Raw genomic sequence first — 23498 nt, 5'->3', positions numbered from 1 at the left:
ACTCAACATAGATGTCGACTGATCTGACGCGTTCGCGAGCAAGCTTCGCTCCTACAGGGATCGAGGATGAATTTGAGAAATGACCCACAGGGCTTGAAGCATGCCGCAACAATTCATATTTCGTACCGTCGACCTGAATGGCCAGACCCTCCGCACGGCGGTACGCCCCGGCAAGCCTCACTTGACGCCCTTGCTGATTTTCAACGGCATCGGCGCCAATTTGGAGCTGGTGTTTCCGTTCGTCGCGGCGCTGGATCCGGACCTGGAAGTCATTGCCTTCGACGTCCCTGGTGTCGGCGGTTCATCGACGCCGAATCGACCGTATCGCTTTCCGGGCCTGGCGAAACTCACGGCGCGGATGCTCGACTATCTCGACTACGGCCGAGTCAATGTAATCGGCGTTTCCTGGGGGGGGGCCCTCGCCCAGCAGTTCGCTTACGACTATCCCGAGCGCTGCAAGAAACTCGTTCTGGCGGCCACGGCGGCCGGCACGGTGATGATACCGGGCAAGCCGAAAGTCCTGTGGATGATGGCCAGCCCGCGACGCTATATCCAGCCGTCTCATGTGATTCGCATTGCGCCGATGATCTACGGCGGTGCGTTCCGGCGCGATCCGACGCTCGCCGCGAGCCACGCTGCGAAGGTCCGCTCGGCCGGCAAACTCGGTTACTACTGGCAACTGTTCGCCGGCCTCGGATGGACCAGCATTCACTGGCTGCACAAGATCCACCAGCCGACTCTGGTGCTGGCCGGCGACGACGATCCGCTGATCCCGCTGATTAACATGCGCGTGCTGGCCTGGCGGATTCCCAATGCCCAGCTGCACATCATCGATGACGGGCATCTGTTCCTGATCACCCGCGCCGAAGCGGTGGCACCGATCATTATGAAATTCCTCGAGGAGGAGCGGCAGCGCGCCGTGATGCATCCGCATCCGGCGCCATAGGGCGGTTGATCGGCCCCGGTTTTTGTTAACGAAAAAAGGCTCGGCAGGACGCCGCGCCGCGCAACAACCCGTAACAGCGTCTATGGTGTTCTGGTTCGGTGTATCTGTATTTGGCCTGAAGACGAAGGAGTGTTGATTCATGCGCGAAAAACCAGCGAGGGACTTTTTACCCACTCCCGCCGCGTTCATCAATGCACAGAGTGCGATTACCGGCGTGCGCGGTCGGGATTTGTTGTCGACCCTGCGCAGTGTTGCCGCCCATGGCTTGCGCCACCCGGTGCACAGCGCCCGACACGCCTTGAAACTGGGCGGTCAACTGGGCCGCGTGCTGCTGGGCGAAACCCTGTATGCGACCAATCCGCAGGACAAACGCTTCGCCGACCCGGCGTGGAGCCTCAACCCTTTTTATCGCCGCAGTTTGCAGGCCTACCTGACCTGGCAAAAGCAGGTCAAAAACTGGATCGACGAGAGCAACATGAGCCCGGACGATCGCGCCCGCGCCCACTTCGCGTTCGCCATGCTCAATGACGCCATGGCACCGTCCAACAGCCTGCTTAATCCGCTGGCGATCAAGGAGATCTTCAACTCCGGCGGCAACAGCCTGGTGCGAGGTATCAGCCACCTGGTCGACGACTTCCTGCACAACGATGGCTTGCCCAGACAAGTCACCAAGCAAGCTTTCGAGGTCGGCAAAACGGTCGCCACCACTACGGGCTCCGTGGTGTTTCGCAATGAGCTGCTGGAGCTGATCCAGTACAAGCCGATGAGCGAAAAGCAGTATTCCAAACCGCTGCTGGTGGTGCCGCCACAGATCAACAAGTACTACATTTTCGACCTGAGCCCCGGCAACAGCTTCGTCCAGTTCGCCCTGAAAAACGGTTTGCAGACCTTCATGATCAGTTGGCGCAATCCGGATGTACGTCATCGCGAATGGGGACTGTCGACGTACGTGGAAGCCGTGGAAGAAGCGATGAACGTCTGCCGGGCGATCACCGGTGCTCGCGAAGTCAATCTGATGGGCGCCTGCGCGGGCGGGCTGACCATTGCCGCGCTGCAAGGGCATTTGCAGGCCAAGCGGCAATTGCGGCGAGTGTCCAGCGCAACGTATCTGGTAAGCCTGCTCGACAGTCAGATGGACTCGCCTGCGGCCCTCTTCGCTGACGAACAGACCCTTGAGGCGGCCAAGCGTCGCTCCTATCAGAAAGGTGTGCTCGACGGCCGCGACATGGCCAAGGTCTTCGCCTGGATGCGCCCCAACGATCTGATCTGGAGCTATTTCGTTAACAATTACCTGTTGGGCAAGGAGCCGCCAGCGTTCGACATCCTCTACTGGAACAACGACAACACACGTTTGCCGGCAGCCCTCCATGGCGACTTGCTGGACTTCTTCAAACACAACCCGCTGAGTCATCCGGGTGGTCTGGAGGTGTGCGGCACGCCAATCGACTTGCAGAAAGTCACCGTCGACAGTTTCAGCGTCGCGGGCATCAACGACCACATCACCCCGTGGGATGCGGTGTATCGCTCGACCCTGCTGCTGGGTGGCGAGCGACGCTTCGTGCTCTCCAACAGCGGGCATGTGCAGAGCATTCTCAACCCGCCCTCCAACCCGAAAGCCAACTTCGTCGAAAGCACGAAACTGAGCAGTGACCCACGGGCCTGGTATTACGACGCCAAGCAAGTCGACGGCAGTTGGTGGACCCAGTGGCTGAGCTGGATTCAAGAACGTTCAGGCGCGCAAAAAGAAACCGACATCGCCCTCGGCAACTCGAACTATCCACCGATGGAGGCAGCACCCGGTACTTACGTGCGTGTGCGCTGACGTTCAACGAACCATTAAGAAGACTGGATGAAAACCCGCGACCGGATTCTCGAATGTGCTTTGCAGTTGTTCAATCAGAAGGGCGAACCGAACGTCTCCACCATGGAAGTGGCCAATGAAATGGGGATCAGCCCGGGCAACCTCTACTACCACTTCCACGGCAAGGAACCGCTGATTCTCGGGTTGTTCGAGCGCTTCCAGGTCGAACTGGCGCCCCTGCTTGATCCACCGGCCGATGTCGAGCTTGCACCGGAAGATTACTGGCTGTTCCTGCACCTGATCGTCGAACGCCTGGCCCACTACCGGTTTCTGTTCCAGGACCTGTCGAACCTCGCCGGGCGCTTGCCGAAACTGGCCAAGGGCATACGCAACCTGCTCAATGCGTTGAAGCGCACGCTGGCTTCGTTACTCGCTCGATTGAAGGCTCAGGGGCAATTGGTCAGCGAGACCCAGGCACTGGGACAACTGGTGGAGCAGATCACCATGACGCTGCTGTTCTCGCTGGACTACCAGCGGATTCTTGATCGTGAAGGTGAGGTGAGATTGGTGGTGTACCAGATCATGATGCTGGTGGCGCCGCATTTGTTGCCGCCGATCAAGGTGGCGACGGAGCAGTTGGCGTTGCAGTATCTGGAAGAACACGAGTAACCCTGCACTCCGCTCCCACAGGGGTACTGCGGTGCTTTACGAATCGTGCACAAACAAAAACGCCCGACCTTAGCAGGCCGGGCGTTTTCTTGAGCCCTGAAATCAGGACTGACTGGTTGGCGTCGATGGAGCTGGCGCGACAGTCGGGGTTGCAGCAGGGGTTGGCGCAGCAGCGGAGTTCGATGCGCTGACCGGGGTTGCCGGTTTGGCGGCAGCTACTGCTGGTTTTGGTGCAGCGGCTTTCGGCGCTGCCGGTTTTTTCACTACTGGCTTCTTCGCTACGGCAGGTTTTGCCGCTGGCTTGGTTGCCGGTTTGGCCGCTGGCTTGGCTGCTGCAGGTTTCGCTGCGGCAGTTTTGGCCGCTGGTTTGGCAGCCGGTTTAGCGGCAGCCTTGGCCAGTGGTTTGGCAGCCGGTTTAGCGGCAGCCTTGGCCAGTGGTTTGGCAGCGGACTTCGCAGCAGGTTTGGCCGCCGCGGTTTTCGCCGCAACAGGCGCAACCTTCGCACCGGTCAGACGCTCGATCTGCTTGGTCAGGGTATCGACCTTGCTGTGCAGCGCTTTGACTTCATTACGGCTCGGTACACCCAGGCGCGAAATGGCGCTGTTCAGACGCTTGTCGAAAGCCCCTTCCAGCTCATCCCACTTGCCCAGTGCCCGATCTTTCACGCCGCTGATGCGCGACTTGGCCGACGAAGCAGAGTCCTTGGCCGCATCGACTTTCTTGCCGACAGCGCTCTTGGTGAGCTTCTCGGCTTTCTCGCCGTCTTTGACCAATGTATCGAAGAGCTTGCTGCCGTCAGTGTCGATCTTCGAATACACGCCTAAACCAGCCAGCCAGATTTTGCGGGAGTAGTCTTCGACTTTCCCGATCCACGAGCTGCCTTCTTTTTCAGTACTCTTTTTACCAGCCATCCCGTTCTCCTTAAGATTTACGCGCGACGCGTTCGAGCAATGCCGTCAGCTCATCGAGCTTGGCAGAGAGTGTCTCAACGTCATGTTTAGACGGAATGCCGATACGATTCAAGGTACTTGCGACACGCGAGTCAAAAGCCTTCTCGACCTTGTCGAGTTGAACTTCGACCTTACCTTTGAAAGTAGTGACTTCACTCTTGGCTTCGTCGATCTCGGCATTCGCTGCTTCAAGTTTCTCGGCAACTGCTTCTTTGCCTTTCTTTTCAACAGCTTGACCCGCGACGATCAACTCTTGAAAGTACTCGTTGCCCTCTTGGCCGACCTTGGTGTAGGCCCCCAGGCCTGCCAGCCAGATCTTGCGGGCGTAAGATTTAACGTCGCTCAGAGCAGTCGTCGAAGCGTCGATTTTTTTCTTCAAAATAACTTTGGCCATGGTGCACCTCACGCGCAGAAGGTTTGAGGAACTGCCCGCGAAAGCGTCGGGCTCAGGCACAAAGTAGTGAGAATAATTAGAAACAGCACCCTAACAACTGACACAAACCCTTGGGCCGGGCCTGTGATCAATGGTGTGGTTCGACGTTATGCCAACGCTTTATCGAGGGCCTTCTCGATTTCCGATTTGATGGTGCCGCTCATGGCCGACATCAACAGGCCAAGTTCGACATCGACCTTGATCGAATTCTCGCCTACATACACCGCGCCTTTCACACCGGAACGCTTGAGGTTCAGGGTGTCGCCAGACCATTGCGGCTCCAGGCCATATTGATCGGACAGTTTCTGCGCCAACTTGTCAGCCTTCTCGCGGGCCGCTTCCTTACCCAGGCCGTGGGCACGCTCAACACTAATACGGGCCATCAATTGACTCCTGCTTTATGGATACTTTCCTGAAGCATCTTGACCGCTACTGCGGCAAAACGTCCCGGCGGTTACCTATCTTACCTTCAGCCTTGCCAAGACAAAGCAGGCCACCGGGATTAGAATGTCCCGCATTCTCTTCTGGTGACAGCGATATGACTGATCAGCGCAAAGGCAGCGATGCCGAACCCACCACTCACTTCGGTTTCAAAAACGTTCCAGAAAGCCAAAAAGCGGAAAAAGTCGCTGAGGTTTTCCACTCGGTAGCCGCCAAGTACGACTTGATGAACGACCTCCTGTCGGGCGGCATGCACCGTCTGTGGAAGCGTTTCGCGATCGAGCTGTCGGGCGTTCGCACCGGTAACCGCGTGCTGGACATCGCCGGCGGCACGGGCGATCTGACCAAGAAGTTCTCGCACCTCGTTGGCCCGACCGGCCAGGTCGTGTTGGCCGACATCAACGAATCCATGCTCAAGGTCGGTCGTGACCGCCTGCTGGATCTGGGTGTGGCTGGCAACGTCGAATTCGTCCAGGCCGATGCTGAAAAGCTGCCATTCCCGGACAACCATTTCGACTGCGTGACCATCGCGTTCGGCCTGCGCAACGTTACCCATAAAGAAGACGCCTTGCGCTCGATGCTGCGCGTGCTGAAACCGGGCGGCCGTCTGCTGGTGCTGGAGTTCTCCAAACCGACCAACGCGCTGATGTCCAAAGCCTACGACGCCTACTCGTTCGCCTTCATGCCGCTGATGGGCAAGCTGATCACCAACGACTCGGAAAGCTATCGCTACCTGGCCGAATCGATCCGCATGCACCCGAATCAGGAAACCCTGAAGTCGATGATGGTCGAGGCCGGTTTCGACCGCGTGACCTACCACAACATGACCGCAGGCATCGTCGCCCTGCACCGCGGCATCAAACCCTGATGTTGCTGGCCGGCCTGCTCGCCAGCGTTGAACTCGGTCTGAACCGGGTGCTGCGTCTCGACAGCACGGCGCTGCCGCGGCTGGCGCATTTGAGCGGCAAGGTGATTGCCGTCGACTGCCGCAGCCCGGCGCTGCAAGTGTTCATCCTGCCCAGCGACGAAGGCTTGATGTTGGCTTCCCACTGGGAAGCCGACGCCGACTGCACCCTGCGTGCACCGGCCTCCGGCCTGCTGAAACTGGCAATGAGCAAGGACAAGACTTCGGTCCTGCATGCTCCTGAAGTCGAACTCGACGGCGACAGTGGCGTGCTGCTGGAACTGGCGGCGATCCTTCAGGACCTTGAGCTGGACTGGGAGTACGAGCTCGCACGCGTGCTGGGACCTGTCGCCACGCAACTGCTCGGCGGTCACCTGCGCAGCCGTACACGCTTTTATCAGCAAGGGTTCGCCAGCCTGAACCAGAATCTTGGCGAGTACCTGGCCGAAGAATCGCGCACCCTCGTCGGCCAGCGCGAAGCCCAAGCCCGTTTCAGTGAACTGGACCAGATCAAACTCGATCTGGAACGTCTCGAGGCGCGCTTCGAGCGCCTTTTCCGATCCCTCGACCCAAGCGATAACGCATGAAGCTGCTTGCCGTCCGCCGTTTGTTGCGCATCCAGCGCGTTGTGATTCGCTACCGCCTCGATGACCTGTTGTTCGCCCTGCCATTGCCGTGGTTTTTGCTGGCGCTGCGCTACGCCTTGCCGTGGCGCTGGTTCCCGCGCAAGACGCTCGACCTGAGCCGTGGCGCGCGATTGCGTCTGGCGCTGCAGGACCTGGGACCCATTTTCATCAAGTTCGGCCAAATCCTGTCCACCCGCCGCGATCTGCTGCCGGAAGACATCGCTGATGAGCTGATGAAGCTGCAGGACCGCGTGCCGCCGTTCGACTCGCAAGTGTCGATCAAGCTGATTGAAGAGCAGCTCGGCAAAAGGATCAGTGAAGTCTTCAGCCGTTTCGACGTCGAACCGCTCGCCTCGGCCTCGGTGGCGCAGGTGCATGCCGCGCAACTGAAAACCGGTGAAGAAGTGGTGGTCAAAGTCATCCGCCCGGGTCTGAAACCGATCATCGCGCAGGACCTGGCGTGGCTGTTCATCCTCGCCCGCGCCGCCGAAAAGCTCTCGGCCGACGCGCGTCTGCTGCACCCGGTGGACGTGGTACTGGACTACGAAAAAACCATCTACGACGAGCTCGACCTGCTGCGTGAGGCCGCCAACGCCAGCCAGTTGAGGCGTAACTTCGACGGCTCGCCGCTGCTCTACGTACCGCAAGTCTATTGGGACTGGTGCCGGCCGAAAGTGCTGGTGATGGAACGCATCTACGGCATTCAGGTTACCGACCTGGCGACCCTGGCCGACCAGCGCACCGACATGAAAATGCTCGCCGAACGTGGCGTTGAAATCTTTTTCACCCAGGTGTTCCGCGACAGCTTCTTCCACGCCGACATGCACCCCGGCAACATCTTCGTCAGCACCGTGACCCCGTGGAGCCCGCAGTACATCGCAGTCGACTGCGGCATCGTCGGCAGCCTGACGCCGGAAGACCAGGATTACCTGGCGCGCAACCTGTTCGCGTTCTTCAAGCGTGATTACCGTCGTGTCGCGCAGCTGCACATCGATTCGGGCTGGGTGCCGGCGGAAACCAAACTCAACGAATTCGAGGCGGCGATCCGCACCGTGTGCGAGCCAATCTTCGAAAAACCGTTAAAAGATATTTCCTTCGGTCAGGTGCTGATGCGCCTGTTCCAGACCGCTCGGCGCTTCAACATGGAAGTGCAGCCGCAGCTCGTGCTGCTGCAAAAAACCCTGTTGAACATCGAAGGCCTGGGCCGTCAGTTGTACCCGGACCTCGATTTGTGGAACACCGCCCAGCCGTTCCTCGAACGCTGGATGCGTGAGCGGGTCAGCCCCAAAACCTTGCTCGGCAACGTGCAGAGCCAGTTCGAACAACTGCCGCACCTGGCCAACATGGCCCGTGACCTGCTCGAGCGCGTGTCCCAGCCCCATGCCTACGACCCGCCGCCACCGTGGCACCGGCGCAAGGACGATTGGCTCTTGCGACTGCTCGGCTGTGCGCACCTCGCCGGCGGCACAATACTCGCTGCCGGGGGGCCGCTGAACGAACTGGGTCATTGGCCGGCCGGTATCATGGTGGCCGTCGGTTTGTATCTGGTCGTTCGCCGATAGCCAGAGCACCCACACGCTGGCACACTGTTTCAACGCTGAATTTCACGTAGGCTTCTATTCATGAAGTGTGGGCCTGCATCGGAGTCGAAGATGAAAAACTGGCTGGACGAGATCAAGTGGGACGCTGATGGCCTGGTGCCGGCGATTGCCCAGGATCACAAGACCGGGCGCGTCCTGATGATGGCCTGGATGAACCGTGAAGCGCTGGAACTGACCGCTGCCGAGAACCGCGCCATTTACTGGTCACGCTCGCGTGGCAAACTGTGGCGCAAGGGCGAAGAGTCCGGCCACGTGCAGACCCTGCATGAGATGCGCCTGGACTGTGACGCCGACGTCATCATCCTGATGGTCGAGCAGATCGGCGACATCGCCTGTCATACCGGCCGTCAGAGCTGCTTCTACCGCGTCTTCGAGAATGGCGACTGGACAACCGTCGACCCGGTTCTGAAAGACCCGCACGCTATCTATTCCGCAGGACACACCCATGAGTGACACTCTGACCCGTCTGGCCGAGGTACTGGAAGAGCGCAAAGGCGCCGCTGCCGACAGCTCGTATGTCGCCAGCCTATACCACAAGGGCCTGAACAAGATTCTGGAAAAAGTCGGCGAAGAGTCGGTCGAAACCATCATTGCCGCCAAGGATGCCGCCATCAGCGGTGACTGCAGCGATGTGATCTACGAAACCGCCGATTTGTGGTTCCACAGCATGGTCATGCTTGCCCAACTGGGGCAGCATCCACAGGCTGTGCTCGATGAACTGGACCGTCGTTTCGGTCTGTCCGGACACGCCGAGAAAGCCTCGCGTCCGTCCGCCTGAACACTATTAGAGAGGAGCAGCAACATGGGCATTTTTGACTGGAAACACTGGATCGTCATCCTGATTGTTGTCGTGCTGGTATTCGGCACCAAAAAACTGAAAAACCTCGGCACTGACGTGGGTGAGTCGATCAAGGGCTTTCGCAAAGCCATGAACGATGAAGACAAGCCAGTTGACCCGACGGTAACACCGGCCCAACCGGTTCCACCCGCTCAGCCACAGACCACACAGTCCGTGAACCCGCCGCACACCATCGACGTGCAGGCGCAAAAAGTCGAAGAGCCGATCCGCAAAGACGTGTGAGCACTGACTAATGTTTGGTATCAGCTTCCCTGAACTGCTGCTCGTCGGCCTTGTGGCCCTGCTGGTGCTGGGCCCCGAGCGTCTGCCAGGTGCTGCGCGCACCGCCGGCCTGTGGGTCGGTCGTCTGAAGCGCAGCTTCAACGCGATCAAACAGGAAGTTGAACGTGAAATCGGTGCCGACGAGATTCGTCGGCAACTGCACAACGAGCACATTCTGTCGCTGGAGCAGGAGGCGCGGAAGATTTTCACGCCGACTCAGCAGGAGCCGACGCCGGTTCAGCCGGTTGAACCTGTGGTGGAGCAGACGATTCATGCTCCAGCCGCCGAGCCTGCGCCTGTTGTCGCAGCGCCTCCAGTAGAACCTGTTACGCCTGCGGCTGCGCCTGTTGCGCCGGCCCCTCATGACCCAACATTGCCGCCGCGAGCCCCATGAGCGATCTCCCCGAAAATGACCAGCACATGCCGCTGGTTTCGCACCTCACCGAGTTGCGTACTCGCCTGCTGCGTTGCGTAGCAGCGATCTTTATCATCTTCGCCGGGTTGTTTGCCTTCACCCAGCAGATTTATACCTTCGTCTCCACGCCGCTGCGTCAGTACCTGCCAGTGGGCGCGACGATGATCGCCACCGACGTGTCGTCACCGTTCCTGACGCCGCTGAAGCTGACCATGATGGTTTCGCTGTTCCTCGCGATCCCGGTGATCCTGCATCAGATCTGGGGCTTCATCGCGCCAGGTCTGTACAAGCATGAGAAACGCATTGCGGTGCCGCTGCTGATGTCCAGCATCCTCCTGTTCTACACCGGCATGGCGTTCGCCTATTACCTGGTGTTCCCGTTGATCTTCCAATTCTTCGCCGCAGCCACCCCGGCCGGTGTGGAAATGATGACCGACATCGCCAGCTACCTCGATTTCGTAATGACGCTGTTCTTTGCCTTCGGCGTGGCGTTCGAGATCCCGGTGGCCGTGGTGCTGCTGGTATGGATCGGCGTGGTCGACGTTAAGTACCTGAAGAAGATCCGCCCGTATGTGGTCATCGGCTGCTTCGTGGTCGGCATGATCCTGACGCCGCCGGACATCTTCTCGCAGACGCTGTTGGCCGTACCGATGTGGCTGCTGTTCGAAATCGGCATCCTGTTCGGCAGCCTGATCAGCAAGCGCGGCGAGCACCCGGACGACCAACCGGCCGACGATAACAACGACCAGCCGCCAGCGACTCAACCGTGAACCTGCTGCTTCTCGAAGAAGCCGATTTCATTGCGGCCGACCGGGTGATCCTGCGCGATCGCCGGTTGACTCACATGCAGGAAGTCCACCGCTCCGTTGTCGGCGACAGCCTGCGGGTCGGGCGCATCGGCGGACTGATGGGCTCGGCCGAGTTGCTGCGTCTGGACGCTGATGAAGCCGAGTTGCGCGTCACCCTCGACCAGCCAGCACCGGCCAAGCTGCCACTGACCCTGGTGCTGGCCCTGCCACGCCCGAAAATGCTCCGTAGGGTGTTTCAGACCGTGGCGGCCATGGGTGTGCCGCGAATCGTGCTGGTGAACAGCTATCGCGTCGAGAAGAGCTTCTGGCAAACCCCGTTCCTGGAGCCCGAGGCAATTCGCGAGCAACTGATCCTCGGCCTAGAACAGGCCCGGGACAGCGTGCTGCCGGAAATCGTTATCGAGAAGCGCTTCAAGCCGTTCGTCGAGGACCGTCTGCCGGCGATCACCGATGGCACCCTCGGCCTGGTCGGCCACCCCGGCAATTACCCGCCCTGCCCCCGTGGCCTGGACGAACCGGTGACCCTGGCCATCGGCCCCGAAGGCGGCTGGATTCCGTACGAAATCGACCTGCTGGGCAAGGCCGGCCTGCAACCGGTGCAGCTCGGCGACCGCATCCTGCGGGTCGAAACCGCCGTCACTGCGCTGCTCGCACGCCTTTTCTAAGGCTAAACACTACCTGTAGCAGCTGGCGAAGCCTGCGTTCGGCTGCGAAGCAGTCGTCAAACAGTTACACGCGACCAACCTGAAAGACCTGGTGCCGGATTTCACGACTGCTTCGCAGCCGAACGCAGGCTTCGCCAGCTGCTATGTATGGACTCGCCCCCACTGTCTACCCGCTTTTGAAAAACCGCCGCCCCGTTGCATCTATGTATTAGGCCTATTCGAGGAAACCGTCTTCGGCTTCTGGCCAAAATTGGAAGAGCTCGTGGTATGCCGATTACAGTCAGGCCTCGAAGGCCAGTAGCAGCTAAGGCATCAATCCACGCCGGTCTTACCTGGGGTCAATTTTTTTTCAGCAAAGGGCCGGACAGTTAGTACCTCGGTGGCAGAACTCTGTCGCTCAGTGGCTCATCGTCGCTTGCTGGCCATCACCAGCCTGGCGACGATAAGTCTGGTCATTCTGTAGAAGCACCCAGACGATTCGCAGGTTGCGGTTGGCTAACCTGACCGCAGCCTCCTTACGGCCCAGTCGGCTCATCCAGCGCAACAAGCGGCGGTCATCGGGTTGCTGGGAATCAGGTCGTAGTTGTTGCAGTACCGCATGAGCTCCCTGGATCATCAGGCTGCGTAAATAAACATCGCCTCGCTTGGTCATGTCCCCCAGCCGGACCGTCTGCCCGCTGCTGTGCTGGTCAGGCACCATGCCAAAGTACGCGGCAAACTTGCGGGCATTGGGAAATCGCTCAGGCTTGGTTTCCTTGGCCACCAGTGCCGTGGCAGTGACTGGGCCGATGCCGCGCACAGTCATCAGTCGCTTCGCCGTCATGTCGGCGTTGGCGGCCACTTCCAGGCGCCCCGTCAGCACGCTGATGCGTTCGCCCAAATGGCGCCACTCGGCCAACAGTTCGTCGATCAGTTCACGCAGCAGGCCCGGCACCGGCTGGGTGGCATCTTCCAGTACCCGCGGAATTTTCTGGCTGATCGCAACATCGCCCTGCGCCAAGGCCACGCCGTGCTCGAGCAGCAGGCCGCGCATCTGATTACTCACCGCCGTGCGTCGACGCACATAGCCTTGGCGGGCGCGATGCAACGCCTGCATTGCCAGCGCCGCAACGCTTTTGACCGGCACTGCGTAGATCTTTTCATCGCGACCAGCCCGCAGAATCGCCAGCGCATCGTTGCGATCATTTTTAGGCCCGCTGCGATGGGTGGCCACCAAACCGGCTGGAAGAATCCGCGCCAGATTGCCTTGCTCTTGCAACTGCCGGGCCCAGGCTTGAGCACCCGGACCGGTCTCCATCAGAACCACGACATGAGGCGGCAACTGGCGGAGAAACTCATAAAACGCCTCGCGCGACTTGATCCGTCGCTCGTAGTGCACCTGGCCGAAGACGTCTTCACCGGCGACCTGAAAGACCTGCTTGGCCAGATCGACCGCCACAGTTGTGCAGGCCGACAAATCGGAAGAAGACAGGGATTGATCAATCGAAGTATGCTTTTTCATGGACTCGCCCTCGCTGTCGTTGGCTGTTTAGACTGCCACCGTGGCGCATTGACGCCTCGGCTTGGGCGAGTCCATCCAATTACAGGGAACGCGTTCACCGGAGGTCTGTGCCCACAGCGCCTATAGAATCTCACCTGCCTGCCGATACAGTCTCCATAAAACCAACGAATGGTTCCAGGGAGTTGCAGCATGTACCGATGGATAGCCGAGAAACTGGGGAACGTCAGCGTCAATCGCAAACTGGGTATCGGCTTCGGTCTGGTGCTGCTTCTTACCTTATTGATCACTTTCACCGGCTGGACCGGGCTGAGCGGCGTGATGAGTCGCGGCGATAAGCTGGGGTTTATTGCCAGCCTCAATGACCTGGCCAAAGACCTGCGCCTGGCCCGCCTGGATTACGAAATACGTCGTGGCGAACAAGGCCCCGGTGCGGTCAACGACCTGCTTGGCCAACTCGATACCGGCCTGAAAACCGCGCGCACGTTGATCGAACAACCGGCCGACATAGCCATGATCGACCAACAACTGGCCGCCGTCAGTGAGTATAAACACGCCTTCACCGCCATGACCCAGGCCGGAGTCATCCGCGAAGACGCCCGCGGCAAACTCGGCGCCACCGCCGACAACGCCGTGGCCCGTGTCGCCGAAGTCGAAAAATCCATGCTGCAAGGTGACAGCGTCGCCGATTTCAACAGCGTGATCGACCTGAGCAAGCTGATCCAGCAAGCGCGCTTCCAGGTTCGCGGTTATACCTACAGCGGAAAAACCGAGGCCGAGCAACCCGCTCTGGACGCCATCGACAACGCGCTGAAAAACCTCGAAAGCCTGCCCTCCAAGCTGCCGGAACAGCACATTGCCCACCTGCAGCACGCTACGGATTCGCTGAAAGCCTACCGCGCCGCCGTCAGCCAGTTCCGCGACTCTCAGGTCGCCAGCGCCGCAGCCCTCAAACGCATGGCCGATCAAGGCCAAATCCTGCGCGACACCAGCAAAAAACTCACCGTGTCGCAAACCATCGTCCGTGACACCGACGCCGCGCACGCCAAAAATCTGCTGCTGATGGCCACCGTCCTGGCGCTCGCCTTCGGCCTGCTTGCCGCTTGGGCCATCACGCGTCAGATCGTGATTCCCCTGAGCCAGACCCTCAAAGTGGCGGAGCGCGTTGCTGCTGGCGACCTGACCCAGAACCTTATCTCTGAGCGTCAGGACGAACTCGGCCAGCTACAGCGCGCCATGCAGAGCATGACCCTGGGCCTGCGCGAGTTGATCGGTGGCATCAGTAACGGCGTCACGCAAATCGCCAGCGCCGCTGAAGAGCTGTCGGCCGTCACTGAGCAGACCCGCGCCGGGGTCAACAGCCAGAAGATCGAGACCGACCAAGTGGCCACCGCCATGAACGAAATGACCGCCACCGTGCAGGAAGTCGCGCGTAACGCCGAAGAAGCGTCCGAAGCCGCCGTCGCCGCCGACCAGCAGGCCCGCGAAGGTGACAAAGTGGTCGGCGAAGCCATCGCCCAGATCGAGCGTCTGGCCAAAGAAGTCGGCAACTCCACCGAGGCCATGGCTCATCTCAAACGCGAAAGCGACAAGATCGGCAGCGTGCTCGACGTGATCAAATCCGTGGCCCAGCAAACCAACCTGCTGGCCCTCAACGCCGCCATCGAGGCCGCCCGTGCCGGCGAGGCCGGACGTGGTTTTGCGGTGGTCGCCGACGAAGTCCGCAGCCTGGCCCAGCGCACCCAGAAGTCCACCGAAGAAATCGAAGAGCTGATCGTCGGCCTGCAAACCGGTACTCAGCAAGTGGCGACCATCATGGACAACAGCCGCAGCCTGACCGACAGCAGCGTCGAACTGACCCGCCGCGCCGGTGGCTCACTGGAAAGCATCACCCGCACCGTCTCGGCGATTCAGTCGATGAACCAGCAGATTGCTGCAGCCGCCGAACAGCAGAGCGCGGTGGCCGAAGAGATCAACCGCAGCGTGCTGAACGTGCGCGACGTATCCGAGCAGACCTCGGCAGCCAGTGAAGAGACCGCGGCCTCCAGCGTCGAGCTGGCGCGGCTGGGGACGCATCTGCAGACGCTGGTGGGCAGGTTCAAGGTTTAATCGGCCGGGCTGATCAGCGTAAAAAAAACCCCGCTTTCGCGGGGTTTTTCGTTAGGCCAACTGAGGTTGCACGCTCAGCGGCTTGAGCGGCAACAGCGGCGCATGGGGATCGGCCTTCACCGATTTACGCCACGCCTCCAGCCACGCGGGGTGACCTTCGTTCCAGATCTGCTCATGCAGACGACCCAATGCCACCGGGTCACTGAGCAGTTCCACGCGCTCATTGTTGTTCAGACCTTCAGGCCCGGCTTTCAGCGCATGACGAACCCGTTCGATCCGCAGCCACTCGATCGGTTCGGCCTGACGGTGACGGGACGTCGCCAGCGAGCACGCCAAAGCGTTCTGCTGTGGGTCGACCACTGCCCGGATGAAGCCGTCGCTCAGTGCATGCCAACGGTTTTCGTGGGTGTACTGGTCGGTAGCCAGCAATGCCTGTGGCGGATTGTATTCCTCAGGGATCAGGAACAGGCTTTCGTCACGGGACTTGAGGCCCAGGCCGACTCGACTGGAGATCACCGACACCGGAATCGACAGCATCAACGAACCGACGATCGGCACCAGCCACCAGAGAAAGCTCGGGTTCAGCCAGATCACCAGCAGGGCCCAGAAGAAGCCCAGCAAAGTTTGCGGGCCATGGCGTTTTACCGCTTCGCTCCAGGGCGTGGAATCGTCGTCACGTTGTGGCGAGTTCCAGGTCGCGGCCCAACCAAGGAACGCGGCGAGGACGAAACGGGTGTGGAAAATCATCCGCACCGGCGCCAGCAGCATGGAGAACAGCATCTCCAGCAGCATCGACAGGGTCACCTTGAACTTGCCACCGAACTCTTTCGCGCCCTTGGCCCAGATCAGGATGATGCTCAACAACTTCGGCAGGAACAGCAGCACGACGGTGGTCGAGAACAGCGCGATCGCCTTGTCCGGGTGCCATTGTGGCCACAGCGGATAGAGCTGACGTGGCTCAAGGAAGTACTGCGGCTCCATCAGCGTGTTGACCGCCAGCAGCGCCGTCGACAGCACGAGGAAGAAGAACCACAACGGCGCCGACAAGTAAGACATCACGCCCGTCAGGAACACTGCACGGTGCACCGGGTGCATACCCTTGACCAGGAACAGCCGGAAGTTCATCAGGTTGCCGTGACACCAGCGACGGTCACGCTTGAGTTCGTCCAGCAGGTTCGGCGGTAATTCTTCGTAGCTGCCCGGCAAGTCATAGGCAATCCACACGCCCCAGCCGGCACGGCGCATGAGCGCAGCTTCGACGAAGTCGTGGGACAGAATTGCACCGGCAAACGCGCCTTTACCCGGCAACGGCGCCAAGGCGCAGTGCTCAATGAACGGCTTCATGCGGATGATCGCGTTGTGGCCCCAGTAATGGGATTCGCCCAACTGCCAGAAGTGCAGACCGGCGGTAAACAGCGGACCGTACACACGGGTCGCAAACTGCTGCATGCGTGCATACAGCGTGTCCATGCCCGAAGCGCGCGGCGCGGTCTGGATGATCCCGGCGTCCGGCGTGGCTTCCATCAAGCGCACCAGACTGGTCAGGCAGTCACCGCTCATCACAGAGTCCGCGTCGAGCACGACCATGTACTTGTAGTCACCGCCCCAACGACGGCAGAAGTCGTCGAGGTTGCCGCTTTTACGTTTAACGCGACGGCGACGGCGGCGATAGAAAATCTTGCCGAAGCCCTTGGCTTCACGGCAGACGTCCAGCCAGGCTTGTTGCTCGGCAACGCAGATATCGGCATCGTTGCTGTCGCTGAGGACAAAGAAGTCGAAGCGATCCAGGTTACCCGTGGCCGCAACCGACTCGAAGGTCGCCCGCAAACCGGCAAACACCCGTGGCACGTCTTCGTTGCAGATCGGCATCACCAGTGCGGTGCGAGCGTCCCTGGGGATCGGCTCGTTGCCGGCGCTTTTACCGGAAATGCGGTATTTGTCGTGACCGGTGAGCAGCTCCAGAAAGCCCATCAACGCGGTCCAGAAACCGGCCGATACCCAGCAGAACAGAATCCCGAACAGAATCAGGATGCTGGTTTGCAGTGCATAGGGCAGGACTTGCGTGACGGTTTGCAGGAACGGCTGATGCAGGACTTCGTTCAGGTCGACGAACGACCAGCCCTGGTAAGGCATGATGCCTTTCATGTACCAGCCAGCAACGATGGTCTGACCGAGCATCAATACCAGCAGAATGTAGCGGCGGATCGAACCGACAGTGCGCCAGCGAGCCGCTGGCAGCACGTTCTCGTCTTTCGGCGGGGCCGGTGGATTCTTGCGACCGGTCAGACGCCGCCAGCCCCGCACCAGAATGTTGGTGCGCCACGGCTCGGGCACGACTTTGGTCCGGCGGATCGGCGGTGTTGCCCGGAGGCAAACCCGACCGCTGGCGTCGAGCACCAGCATTTCCGCTTCTTCCAGTTCTTCAGCGGTGTTCAGGGTCAGACGACGGCCCACCGAGGCTTGCGCAGCCTCGGTCGGTGCATCGAACGTCGAGGACGACAGACGCTGGTGCAGCTCGCTGAAAGACTTGCAGCCCGCGAGTTCCGCGCGCTGCTCGTCGGTCATTGGCAGATGCGCCAGATACTCGGCAAGAGTCTCTGGCTGTACTTGAGAATTACTCATCGGCAGGCAACTGGTAGCTCCAGGTCTCGGTCAGGACTTCTTCAGTCGGTGCCGATTCCGGTGTGGCTGGGGCCGCGTCGGCAGCGACTGGCTGCTTGGCGTCTTTGTTGTCCTTGTCCTTGGAATCTACGGCCGGCTTGGCCTCGGCTTGTTTGGCTTCAGCTTGCTTGGCTTCCTTGGCTTCCTTATCCATCTTCTCTTGTTGCTTGGCGGCAACCTTGTCGGCCTTGGCGACGGAAGAATTGGACGCGGGTAGCGATATTTTGGCCAGGTCGGCAGTCACGATGTTCTTGACCAGTGCAGCACGCATCTCGGTAGGTTTGCCCGGATCCTTGATTTTCATCCGCAGGGTCAGGCGCCAGCCCTTGGTTTCAGGGTTGTAACGTACGCTGTTCTCGACCAGCTCGGCATTCTCGCCAACGCTGACCTGGCTGCGAACGTCCGCAGTTTCCGGCAGTGCTGCAAGGGACGGACCTTCGAAGTCCACTAGATAGGCAACGCTGCCGTCCGGCTGACGGATCAGATTGGACTGTTTCACGTCACCCGTGGAGCGCAGGGTTTGTTGGACCCAGGCGCTGTCCGGTGCGTGAAGTGCGGCTTCGTCGATGGTCCAGTGCATGCGATAAGCGACGTCTAGCGGCTGGCCAGGCTCAGGCAGCTTTTCCGGACTCCAGAACGCAACGATATTGTCGTTGGTTTCATCGGCAGTCGGAATCTCGACCAGATCGACGGACCCCTTGCCCCAATCGCCTTCTGGTTCGATCCAGGCACTTGGACGCTTGTCATAGCGGTCGTCGAGGTCTTCATAGTGGCTGAAGTCGCGGCCACGTTGCAGCAAGCCGAAGCCACGCGGGTTCTCGATGGCGAAGTTGCTCACCGACAGGTGTTTCGGGTTATTCAGTGGACGCCAGATCCACTCGCCATTGCCGGCATGGATCGACAGACCGCTGGAGTCGTGCAGTTCGCGACGGTAGTTGAGCACTTTCGACGGCTGATTGGCGCCGAACAGGAACATGCTGGTCAGCGGCGCAACGCCAAGCTTGGTGACTTTGTCACGCAGGAACATTTTGGCCTTGACGTCGACAACGGTGTCGCTGCCCGGACGCAGGGTCAGGCGATACGCACCAGTCGCCCGTGGCGAATCCAGCAGAGCAAAGATCACCAGGTGCTTGTCACCGGGTTTTGGCTGTTGAATCCAGAACTCGGTGAAACGCGGGAATTCTTCGCCGGACGGCAAAGCGGTATCAATGGCCATGCCGCGAGCGGACAAGCCATAGGTGTGACCCTTGCCGACAACGCGGAAATAACTCGCGCCGAGCATGGTCATGATTTCGTCTTGCTTGTCGGCCTTGTTGACCGGGTACAGCACACGGAAACCGGCATAACCCAGTTGTTCGGTGGCTTTAGGATCGAACTTTACGTCGCCAAAATCGAACCGACTTGGGTCGTATTTGATCTCTTCGACCGTGTTAGCCGTGACTTCGTTGATTTTCACCGGCGTATCGAAATGCATACCCTGGTGATAGAACGACAGCTTGAACGGGGTTTTCTGATCGGCCCACTCGGCTTTTTCGGTCAGAAAGCGAATTTTTTGATAGTCCGCGAATTTCATCTCGCGGAACTCGTTCGGCAGGTTACTGCGCGGAGCTTCGTATTTCTGCCCGGCCAGCTCTTTTGCCTTGACCGATACATCATCCAGATTGAATGCCCAAAGCTGACCGGCGCTGAGCAGGCAGAGCAGTGCAGAGCCCGCTACCAGAGCGCTTCGTAACCGTTTGGCAGACAATTTTGGTGCATTACAGGGACTAACAATCACGAGCAACCCTCGCCGAAAACAGATCAAAAAACCAACGGCCAGTTAAAGTGCCTGTGCGGGGTGCGGTGTGGAAAAACCGACCCTACAGACCACTCTTGCCAAGTTGGCGAGCATTATTCCGACTCCGATGGGACTAAATGATTCCCCAAACGGTCCAGGACAAGTCTCTACCTAAGTCAAAATGGACCAACGAACGCTGATCCCCGTAGCGCGCGATTATCTAGTAGGCCGCGTTACAACGCATCAGGGGCAACAAAGTATTTATCGCGAAAAACGCCTGTTTTCAGTCGAAAAGCCCTTAAAAAGATGTTTCAAGCGCTTTCAGGTCTGTAACAGGAAGGTTACCGGGCCATCGTTGACCAGGTGCACCTGCATATCCGCGCCGAATCTACCTGATGCCACAGTGCCATGCACCTGTTTCGCTTTCCCTAATAGATAGTCAAAAAGCGCCTCGCCCAGCGCCGGAGGGGCAGCGGTCGAAAAACTCGGACGTAACCCGTTCCTGGTATCGGCGGCCAGGGTGAACTGTGAGACCAGCAGCAACCCGCCACCGACATCCGCCAGGGACAGATTCATCTTGCCCTCGGCGTCACTGAACACACGATAGTTAAGCAGCTTATGCAGAAGTTTGTCGGCGCTGGCCCGTGTATCCTCAGGCTCTACCGCGACCAACACCAGCAAACCCTGATCGACGGCACCCACCACCTCCCCCGCTACCTCGACTCGCGCGCCACGCACACGTTGCAGCAGGCCCTTCATGCTTCTTCAGGGGCCAGGTCGAGCAGACGCCGGGCCATCTGATCGGCGGCGCGAACCAGTGCATCAGTAATGCCCGGTTCGGAGGCGGCATGGCCAGCATCGCGGATGACCTGCAACTCACTGTTCGGCCAGTTCTGGTGCAATTCCCAGGCGTTATCCAACGGGCAGATCACGTCGTAGCGACCATGGACGATCACGCCGGGCAAATGAGCGATCTTGCCCATGTCGCGGATCAGCTGGTTCGGCTCAAGGAACGCATTGTTGGTGAAGTAGTGACATTCGATACGGGCAATCGACAGCGCGCGCTGAGGCTCGGAGAAGCGATCGACCACCAGCGGGTTCGGGCGCAGGGTGGCGGTCCGGCCTTCCCACGTGGACCAGGCTTTGGCCGCATGCATCTGGGCGATCTGATCGTTGCCGGTCAGGCGTTTGTGGAAAGCCGACAGCAAGTCGTCGCGCTCGTCCAGCGGGATGGGCGCGATGTAGTCCTGCCAGTAATCGGGGAACAGACGACTGGCGCCGCACTGGTAGAACCATTCGATTTCCTGCGGGCGGCAGAGAAAAATCCCGCGCAGAATCAGACCGTGCACACGCTCCGGGTGAGTTTGCGCGTAGGCAAGCGCCAAGGTCGAACCCCACGAACCGCCGAACAACACCCATTTATCGATGCCAAGGTGCTGGCGAATCCGCTCAAGGTCGGCGACCAGATCCCAGGTAGTGTTGTTTTCCAGGTTTGCGTGGGGTGTGGAACGACCGCAACCGCGCTGATCGAAGGTCACAATGCGATACAAGTTCGGATCGAAATACCGACGGCTCTGGGCATCACACCCGGCGCCGGGGCCGCCGTGGATGAACACTACCGGCAAACCTTTCGGTGAACCGCTTTCGTCGACATACAGTGTGTGGGTTTCATCGACGGCCAGATCGTGCCGGGCGTGGGGTTTGATCTGCGGGTACAAAGTCTGCATTGCGCGCTCCGTATGGGGTCGAGGTCATCCCTGGGGGGACTTCTATTATTCTGCCGTCCGGCATCATAAACCCGAATTACGCCAATGAGCATGCCTTGCAGAGTCAGAGTTTTTCAGCCGGTTTTTTCAGACTCGTTCTTGCCAACATTTCGGTAGTTAAACACCGCTAGACAGCGTTTGTTTAAAACGCCTCAAGGTTACTTCCTGCAAGCTACAACCCCTTGCGTCGTTGCCTACGGCTACGCCAGAATCCGCCGGCTTGTGCGCGTTGGGGTCGGTCGGTAACTTGGTTCCTGTCACTGTCCATCAGTGATCGGGTTTAGCAGTCCGTCTTGACGAAGCGCATCTGCATCCAGACAGTCAGGTCATTTCATGCCTGCACTTTATGGTAGCTGTGCGCAGGGCGCCCTCGGGCGCGCCGGATTCGTCTCCACCGGTCTGCTAACCTGCGCACAGCTGCCACCCTGCGTTTAGCAGCGATTCGGTGACGGCTCCACGTTGTTGGAGAATTGAATATGTTCAAGGTCACACCAAACCCACCGGATACCGATCCGGTCTCCCCATACGAACCTGATTCAAACAAACTCAACGAAGCCGCCGAGCGCGCCCTCGACCATCACTTCCCGCCAGCCGACCCCAAACCACCAAAACGCAACGGCCAGCTCTTCAGCGTCTGCCCGGACATCAACCCTGAAACCCTTCTCGCCAATGCCTCGGAAGATTTGCTGTCCATCAGCGCCATCGCCGCCAACCTCGCCGACGATGTGGACGGTTCCCGCCGCTCCGTAGCCTTGGCGCTCAGCCGCATGGCTGACGGCGTGCATTTGTTGGTGGAGCGAACGCTGGATCATCTGGATGAACCCGAGATGGCGGCGATTTTCGCCAAGCAACAAAATCGAGTCAGCTGATTCGTCAGGCATAAAAAAATGGGCACCCAACCTCGTTGGCGTGCCCATTTTTTATCCCGCTCACCCGCTACGCGGGAAGTCGGTGCTTATTACGGACAGCTCATGCGCGGCGTTTGTCCGTCGGATTCAAACGTTGAACCTCGGCAAAAATCTCGGTAATCGGGCGTCGCGGTTGGCGTTTGTGCAGGGCGCGGACCTGATCGCTCAGGCGCAGCAGTTCTTCGCTCGGCTTGGCCCATTGTTCCTTCGGCAGCGGCACGGACCATTGGCGCATCACTTCGGGCAAGGCGTGCGGGGCCATTTTCTGGAGGCGGCGGACTTCCCATTCGGTCAGGCGGTTGGGAATCGTCCACAGCGTCATCACGTGGTACAGGTACCAGAAGAAGCCGGACACTCGACCACGTTGGCCGTCGCGGATTTGCTGATGCATACGCGCGCGGGCGTTGTGGAAGGTGTGCAGGCCTTCGTGGGGCGGGTCGTTCGGGCCTTGCAGGTCTAGCGGATCCTGGATGGATTTGAGGTCGTGGATTTCGTATTCCATGTAGCCGCGGATGGCTTCCCAGTGGCTGATGGCCAGGGAAAGACCGAAGCAAGGGAATTCGACGCTGGTCAGCGTCTCGCCGTGCTGGAAGCCGATGCCCATGCCGTACTGGCGGTGGATGCCGTACTGGGTGGAGCCTTGGGCTTCGATGACCCAGGCGGATAGGGATTCCCAAGGGACGAAGAGCGGTTCGGTGGCGTTTTCGGGCATGAAGCAGACTTCGCGGCGTTGGCGGTTGAAACGGGTGGGGATGATGGCCGCGCGTTTGTTGTGATAGTGGAGCCAAGTGCAGAGGAGGATGGCTAAGGCGGAGAAGCCGGTAACTAAGGCATATCCATAGATGGCGAAGAATAAATCAATAACAAATTCCCATGTATATGCGAAGTCATATCCGAACATAAGGCCCACGCAGCCAATTGCTGGCGGGATTAGGAACGCGATCATGAAGGCTCCGCTGAAGGGCCCGCCTAATATGAGCTGCCATGAAAACACTTGGGGCGATCCCAAGCCAAAATCCATATACACCTCATTTAGCTCCCCGATATGCGGACCATGCGGCGGCATCGGTGTCGGCAACGGCAAAGGCGCGAGATAGGTAATTCTTCCGCTTGGAAACGGCTCGACATCGCCTGCATTTCGAGGTTGATCAAGATGCGGCGCACACATGGGAATATCAATCTTGGTGGGCATGGTCGGCCAGCTCCAGCAGATGGGTTTCAACCAGCAACAGGGGCGGATGCTCGGTGACGGATTGACGGGGCAACGAAGGGAAACGCCCCTCAGCACGGGGGTTAAGGCGAATGACGTCAGTCAGCGATTCCCACACCCCCTTGGTGTTCAAGGTCTGTATGCAGACGGCCAGCTCCAGTGTTTCGGACATCGGAGCAAATACATTG

At 59.5% G+C, this 23498-nt stretch carries 24 protein-coding genes and 1 pseudogene; 15 read left to right on the top strand and 10 right to left on the bottom strand.

Annotation, left to right across the window (positions count from 1 at the left end):
• The first annotated feature begins 100 nt into the window (after nt 1–100).
• The 3 genes from phaZ to ACYZT3_RS02885 all read left to right on the top strand — a co-directional run bounded on the left by phaZ (nt 101) and on the right by ACYZT3_RS02885 (nt 3416).
• Nucleotides 101–946 (top strand): poly(3-hydroxyalkanoate) depolymerase, encoded by an 846-nt coding sequence (gene phaZ / locus ACYZT3_RS02895; protein ID WP_282379941.1) that lies wholly within the window; start codon nt 101–103, stop codon nt 944–946.
• A 139-nt stretch (nt 947–1085) separates the two neighbouring features.
• The gene (gene phaC / locus ACYZT3_RS02890) at nt 1086–2768 is read left to right on the top strand and encodes a class II poly(R)-hydroxyalkanoic acid synthase (protein ID WP_282379942.1); all 1683 of its coding nucleotides are present in this window, start codon (nt 1086–1088) and stop codon (nt 2766–2768) included.
• A 27-nt stretch (nt 2769–2795) separates the two neighbouring features.
• Nucleotides 2796–3416, top strand: a complete 621-nt coding sequence (locus tag ACYZT3_RS02885) for a TetR/AcrR family transcriptional regulator (protein WP_282379943.1) — start codon at nt 2796–2798, stop codon at nt 3414–3416.
• Nucleotides 3417–3518: 102 nt separating this feature from the next.
• Here the strand turns inward: ACYZT3_RS02885 and ACYZT3_RS02880 are convergent, their stop codons facing one another.
• The 3 genes from ACYZT3_RS02880 to ACYZT3_RS02870 all read right to left on the bottom strand — a co-directional run bounded on the left by ACYZT3_RS02880 (nt 3519) and on the right by ACYZT3_RS02870 (nt 5183).
• The gene (locus ACYZT3_RS02880) at nt 3519–4328 is read right to left on the bottom strand and encodes a phasin family protein (RefSeq protein WP_462031471.1); all 810 of its coding nucleotides are present in this window, start codon (nt 4326–4328) and stop codon (nt 3519–3521) included.
• A gap of 10 nt (nt 4329–4338) precedes the next feature.
• Entirely contained in the window at nt 4339–4761 is a 423-nt protein-coding gene (locus ACYZT3_RS02875; RefSeq protein WP_282379945.1) for a phasin family protein, read from the bottom strand.
• A 146-nt stretch (nt 4762–4907) separates the two neighbouring features.
• Nucleotides 4908–5183, bottom strand: a complete 276-nt coding sequence (locus ACYZT3_RS02870; RefSeq protein WP_282379946.1) for a polyhydroxyalkanoic acid system family protein — start codon at nt 5181–5183, stop codon at nt 4908–4910.
• A gap of 155 nt (nt 5184–5338) precedes the next feature.
• Here ACYZT3_RS02870 and ubiE point away from each other — a divergent pair, with 155 nt between their 5' ends.
• From ubiE to ACYZT3_RS02825, 9 genes are all read left to right on the top strand, one after another.
• Complete coding sequence (ubiE, locus tag ACYZT3_RS02865) at nt 5339–6109, top strand: bifunctional demethylmenaquinone methyltransferase/2-methoxy-6-polyprenyl-1,4-benzoquinol methylase UbiE (RefSeq protein WP_007948968.1); 771 nt, start codon at nt 5339–5341, stop codon at nt 6107–6109.
• Nucleotides 6109–6732, top strand: coding sequence for a ubiquinone biosynthesis accessory factor UbiJ (locus ACYZT3_RS02860; RefSeq protein WP_282379947.1), 624 nt, complete (start codon nt 6109–6111; stop codon nt 6730–6732). Before ubiE ends, ACYZT3_RS02860 begins: the two co-directional genes overlap by 1 nt.
• Nucleotides 6729–8333 carry a ubiquinone biosynthesis regulatory protein kinase UbiB gene (gene ubiB / locus ACYZT3_RS02855; protein WP_462031470.1) on the top strand — a complete coding sequence of 535 codons (1605 nt, stop codon included), beginning with the start codon at nt 6729–6731 and terminating at the stop codon, nt 8331–8333. The genes ACYZT3_RS02860 and ubiB overlap by 4 nt, the downstream gene beginning before the upstream one ends.
• 90 nt (nt 8334–8423) lie before the next feature.
• Nucleotides 8424–8825 (top strand): phosphoribosyl-AMP cyclohydrolase, encoded by a 402-nt coding sequence (gene hisI, locus ACYZT3_RS02850; RefSeq protein WP_150796910.1) that lies wholly within the window; start codon nt 8424–8426, stop codon nt 8823–8825.
• Nucleotides 8818–9150: a phosphoribosyl-ATP diphosphatase gene (locus ACYZT3_RS02845; protein ID WP_008047820.1), complete on the top strand. Its 333-nt coding sequence runs from the start codon at nt 8818–8820 to the stop codon at nt 9148–9150. Before hisI ends, ACYZT3_RS02845 begins: the two co-directional genes overlap by 8 nt.
• Nucleotides 9151–9174: 24 nt before the next feature.
• The gene (locus ACYZT3_RS02840) at nt 9175–9453 is read left to right on the top strand and encodes a twin-arginine translocase TatA/TatE family subunit (RefSeq protein ID WP_462031469.1); all 279 of its coding nucleotides are present in this window, start codon (nt 9175–9177) and stop codon (nt 9451–9453) included.
• Nucleotides 9454–9463: 10 nt separating this feature from the next.
• Nucleotides 9464–9886 (top strand): Sec-independent protein translocase protein TatB, encoded by a 423-nt coding sequence (tatB, locus tag ACYZT3_RS02835; protein ID WP_282379950.1) that lies wholly within the window; start codon nt 9464–9466, stop codon nt 9884–9886.
• Nucleotides 9883–10677: a twin-arginine translocase subunit TatC gene (gene tatC / locus ACYZT3_RS02830; RefSeq protein ID WP_462031468.1), complete on the top strand. Its 795-nt coding sequence runs from the start codon at nt 9883–9885 to the stop codon at nt 10675–10677. The genes tatB and tatC overlap by 4 nt, the downstream gene beginning before the upstream one ends.
• A complete protein-coding gene (locus tag ACYZT3_RS02825) occupies nt 10674–11381 on the top strand; it encodes a 16S rRNA (uracil(1498)-N(3))-methyltransferase (protein ID WP_462031467.1) in 708 nt (235 codons plus the stop codon). Before tatC ends, ACYZT3_RS02825 begins: the two co-directional genes overlap by 4 nt.
• Nucleotides 11382–11778: 397 nt before the next feature.
• Here the strand turns inward: ACYZT3_RS02825 and ACYZT3_RS02820 are convergent, their stop codons facing one another.
• Complete coding sequence (locus ACYZT3_RS02820; RefSeq protein ID WP_282383495.1) at nt 11779–12837, bottom strand: IS110 family RNA-guided transposase; 1059 nt, start codon at nt 12835–12837, stop codon at nt 11779–11781.
• Nucleotides 12838–13050: 213 nt separating this feature from the next.
• On the opposite strand from ACYZT3_RS02820, the pseudogene ACYZT3_RS02815 reads away from it, so the two are divergent.
• Together ACYZT3_RS02815 and ACYZT3_RS02810 are read left to right on the top strand one after the other, a co-directional pair.
• Nucleotides 13051–14130, top strand: a pseudogene (locus tag ACYZT3_RS02815) (methyl-accepting chemotaxis protein); the annotation flags it as partial.
• A complete protein-coding gene (locus tag ACYZT3_RS02810; protein WP_462032331.1) occupies nt 14116–14988 on the top strand; it encodes a methyl-accepting chemotaxis protein in 873 nt (290 codons plus the stop codon). The pseudogene ACYZT3_RS02815 and the gene ACYZT3_RS02810, both read left to right, overlap by 15 nt.
• Nucleotides 14989–15039: 51 nt before the next feature.
• Here ACYZT3_RS02810 and mdoH read toward each other — a convergent pair whose 3' ends face one another.
• The 4 genes from mdoH to pip all read right to left on the bottom strand — a co-directional run bounded on the left by mdoH (nt 15040) and on the right by pip (nt 21153).
• Nucleotides 15040–17610, bottom strand: a complete 2571-nt coding sequence (gene mdoH, locus ACYZT3_RS02805; RefSeq protein ID WP_462031466.1) for a glucans biosynthesis glucosyltransferase MdoH — start codon at nt 17608–17610, stop codon at nt 15040–15042.
• Nucleotides 17603–19426 carry a glucan biosynthesis protein gene (locus ACYZT3_RS02800; protein ID WP_282379954.1) on the bottom strand — a complete coding sequence of 608 codons (1824 nt, stop codon included), beginning with the start codon at nt 19424–19426 and terminating at the stop codon, nt 17603–17605. The genes mdoH and ACYZT3_RS02800 overlap by 8 nt, the downstream gene beginning before the upstream one ends.
• A gap of 321 nt (nt 19427–19747) precedes the next feature.
• Entirely contained in the window at nt 19748–20185 is a 438-nt protein-coding gene (gene dtd / locus ACYZT3_RS02795) for a D-aminoacyl-tRNA deacylase (RefSeq protein ID WP_282379955.1), read from the bottom strand.
• Nucleotides 20182–21153 (bottom strand): prolyl aminopeptidase, encoded by a 972-nt coding sequence (pip, locus tag ACYZT3_RS02790; RefSeq protein ID WP_462031465.1) that lies wholly within the window; start codon nt 21151–21153, stop codon nt 20182–20184. Before pip ends, dtd begins: the two co-directional genes overlap by 4 nt.
• 515 nt (nt 21154–21668) lie before the next feature.
• Here pip and ACYZT3_RS02785 point away from each other — a divergent pair.
• Nucleotides 21669–22061, top strand: coding sequence for a DUF6124 family protein (locus ACYZT3_RS02785; RefSeq protein WP_282379957.1), 393 nt, complete (start codon nt 21669–21671; stop codon nt 22059–22061).
• A gap of 100 nt (nt 22062–22161) precedes the next feature.
• On the opposite strand, the gene ACYZT3_RS02780 is transcribed toward ACYZT3_RS02785, so the two are convergent.
• Both ACYZT3_RS02780 and ACYZT3_RS02775 read right to left on the bottom strand, forming a co-directional pair.
• The gene (locus ACYZT3_RS02780; RefSeq protein WP_462031464.1) at nt 22162–23292 is read right to left on the bottom strand and encodes a hypothetical protein; all 1131 of its coding nucleotides are present in this window, start codon (nt 23290–23292) and stop codon (nt 22162–22164) included.
• Nucleotides 23276–23482: a hypothetical protein gene (locus tag ACYZT3_RS02775; RefSeq protein ID WP_282379960.1), complete on the bottom strand. Its 207-nt coding sequence runs from the start codon at nt 23480–23482 to the stop codon at nt 23276–23278. The genes ACYZT3_RS02780 and ACYZT3_RS02775 overlap by 17 nt, the downstream gene beginning before the upstream one ends.
• Nucleotides 23483–23498 lie beyond the last annotated feature (16 nt).

The sequence above is a fragment of the Pseudomonas sp. MDT1-16 genome (genome assembly GCF_054898115.1).
Note: the sequence above shows the minus strand (reverse complement) of the source record. Positions and strands in the feature narration are given on the sequence as shown.

Bases quoted from the DNA above. Each gene is read 5' to 3' on its own strand.
- phaZ (WP_282379941.1), top strand. From the start codon at position 101: ATGCCGCAACAATTCATATTTCGTACCGTCGACCTGAATGGCCAGACC.
- phaC (WP_282379942.1), top strand. From the start codon at position 1,086: ATGCGCGAAAAACCAGCGAGGGACTTTTTACCCACTCCCGCCGCGTTC.
- ACYZT3_RS02885 (WP_282379943.1), top strand. From the start codon at position 2,796: ATGAAAACCCGCGACCGGATTCTCGAATGTGCTTTGCAGTTGTTCAAT.
- ACYZT3_RS02880 (WP_462031471.1), bottom strand. From the start codon at position 4,328: ATGGCTGGTAAAAAGAGTACTGAAAAAGAAGGCAGCTCGTGGATCGGG.
- ACYZT3_RS02875 (WP_282379945.1), bottom strand. From the start codon at position 4,761: ATGGCCAAAGTTATTTTGAAGAAAAAAATCGACGCTTCGACGACTGCT.
- ACYZT3_RS02870 (WP_282379946.1), bottom strand. From the start codon at position 5,183: ATGGCCCGTATTAGTGTTGAGCGTGCCCACGGCCTGGGTAAGGAAGCG.
- ubiE (WP_007948968.1), top strand. From the start codon at position 5,339: ATGACTGATCAGCGCAAAGGCAGCGATGCCGAACCCACCACTCACTTC.
- ACYZT3_RS02860 (WP_282379947.1), top strand. From the start codon at position 6,109: ATGTTGCTGGCCGGCCTGCTCGCCAGCGTTGAACTCGGTCTGAACCGG.
- ubiB (WP_462031470.1), top strand. From the start codon at position 6,729: ATGAAGCTGCTTGCCGTCCGCCGTTTGTTGCGCATCCAGCGCGTTGTG.
- hisI (WP_150796910.1), top strand. From the start codon at position 8,424: ATGAAAAACTGGCTGGACGAGATCAAGTGGGACGCTGATGGCCTGGTG.
- ACYZT3_RS02845 (WP_008047820.1), top strand. From the start codon at position 8,818: ATGAGTGACACTCTGACCCGTCTGGCCGAGGTACTGGAAGAGCGCAAA.
- ACYZT3_RS02840 (WP_462031469.1), top strand. From the start codon at position 9,175: ATGGGCATTTTTGACTGGAAACACTGGATCGTCATCCTGATTGTTGTC.
- tatB (WP_282379950.1), top strand. From the start codon at position 9,464: ATGTTTGGTATCAGCTTCCCTGAACTGCTGCTCGTCGGCCTTGTGGCC.
- tatC (WP_462031468.1), top strand. From the start codon at position 9,883: ATGAGCGATCTCCCCGAAAATGACCAGCACATGCCGCTGGTTTCGCAC.
- ACYZT3_RS02810 (WP_462032331.1), top strand. From the start codon at position 14,116: ATGCAGAGCATGACCCTGGGCCTGCGCGAGTTGATCGGTGGCATCAGT.
- mdoH (WP_462031466.1), bottom strand. From the start codon at position 17,610: ATGAGTAATTCTCAAGTACAGCCAGAGACTCTTGCCGAGTATCTGGCG.
- dtd (WP_282379955.1), bottom strand. From the start codon at position 20,185: ATGAAGGGCCTGCTGCAACGTGTGCGTGGCGCGCGAGTCGAGGTAGCG.
- pip (WP_462031465.1), bottom strand. From the start codon at position 21,153: ATGCAGACTTTGTACCCGCAGATCAAACCCCACGCCCGGCACGATCTG.
- ACYZT3_RS02785 (WP_282379957.1), top strand. From the start codon at position 21,669: ATGTTCAAGGTCACACCAAACCCACCGGATACCGATCCGGTCTCCCCA.
- ACYZT3_RS02780 (WP_462031464.1), bottom strand. From the start codon at position 23,292: ATGCCCACCAAGATTGATATTCCCATGTGTGCGCCGCATCTTGATCAA.
- ACYZT3_RS02775 (WP_282379960.1), bottom strand. From the start codon at position 23,482: ATGTCCGAAACACTGGAGCTGGCCGTCTGCATACAGACCTTGAACACC.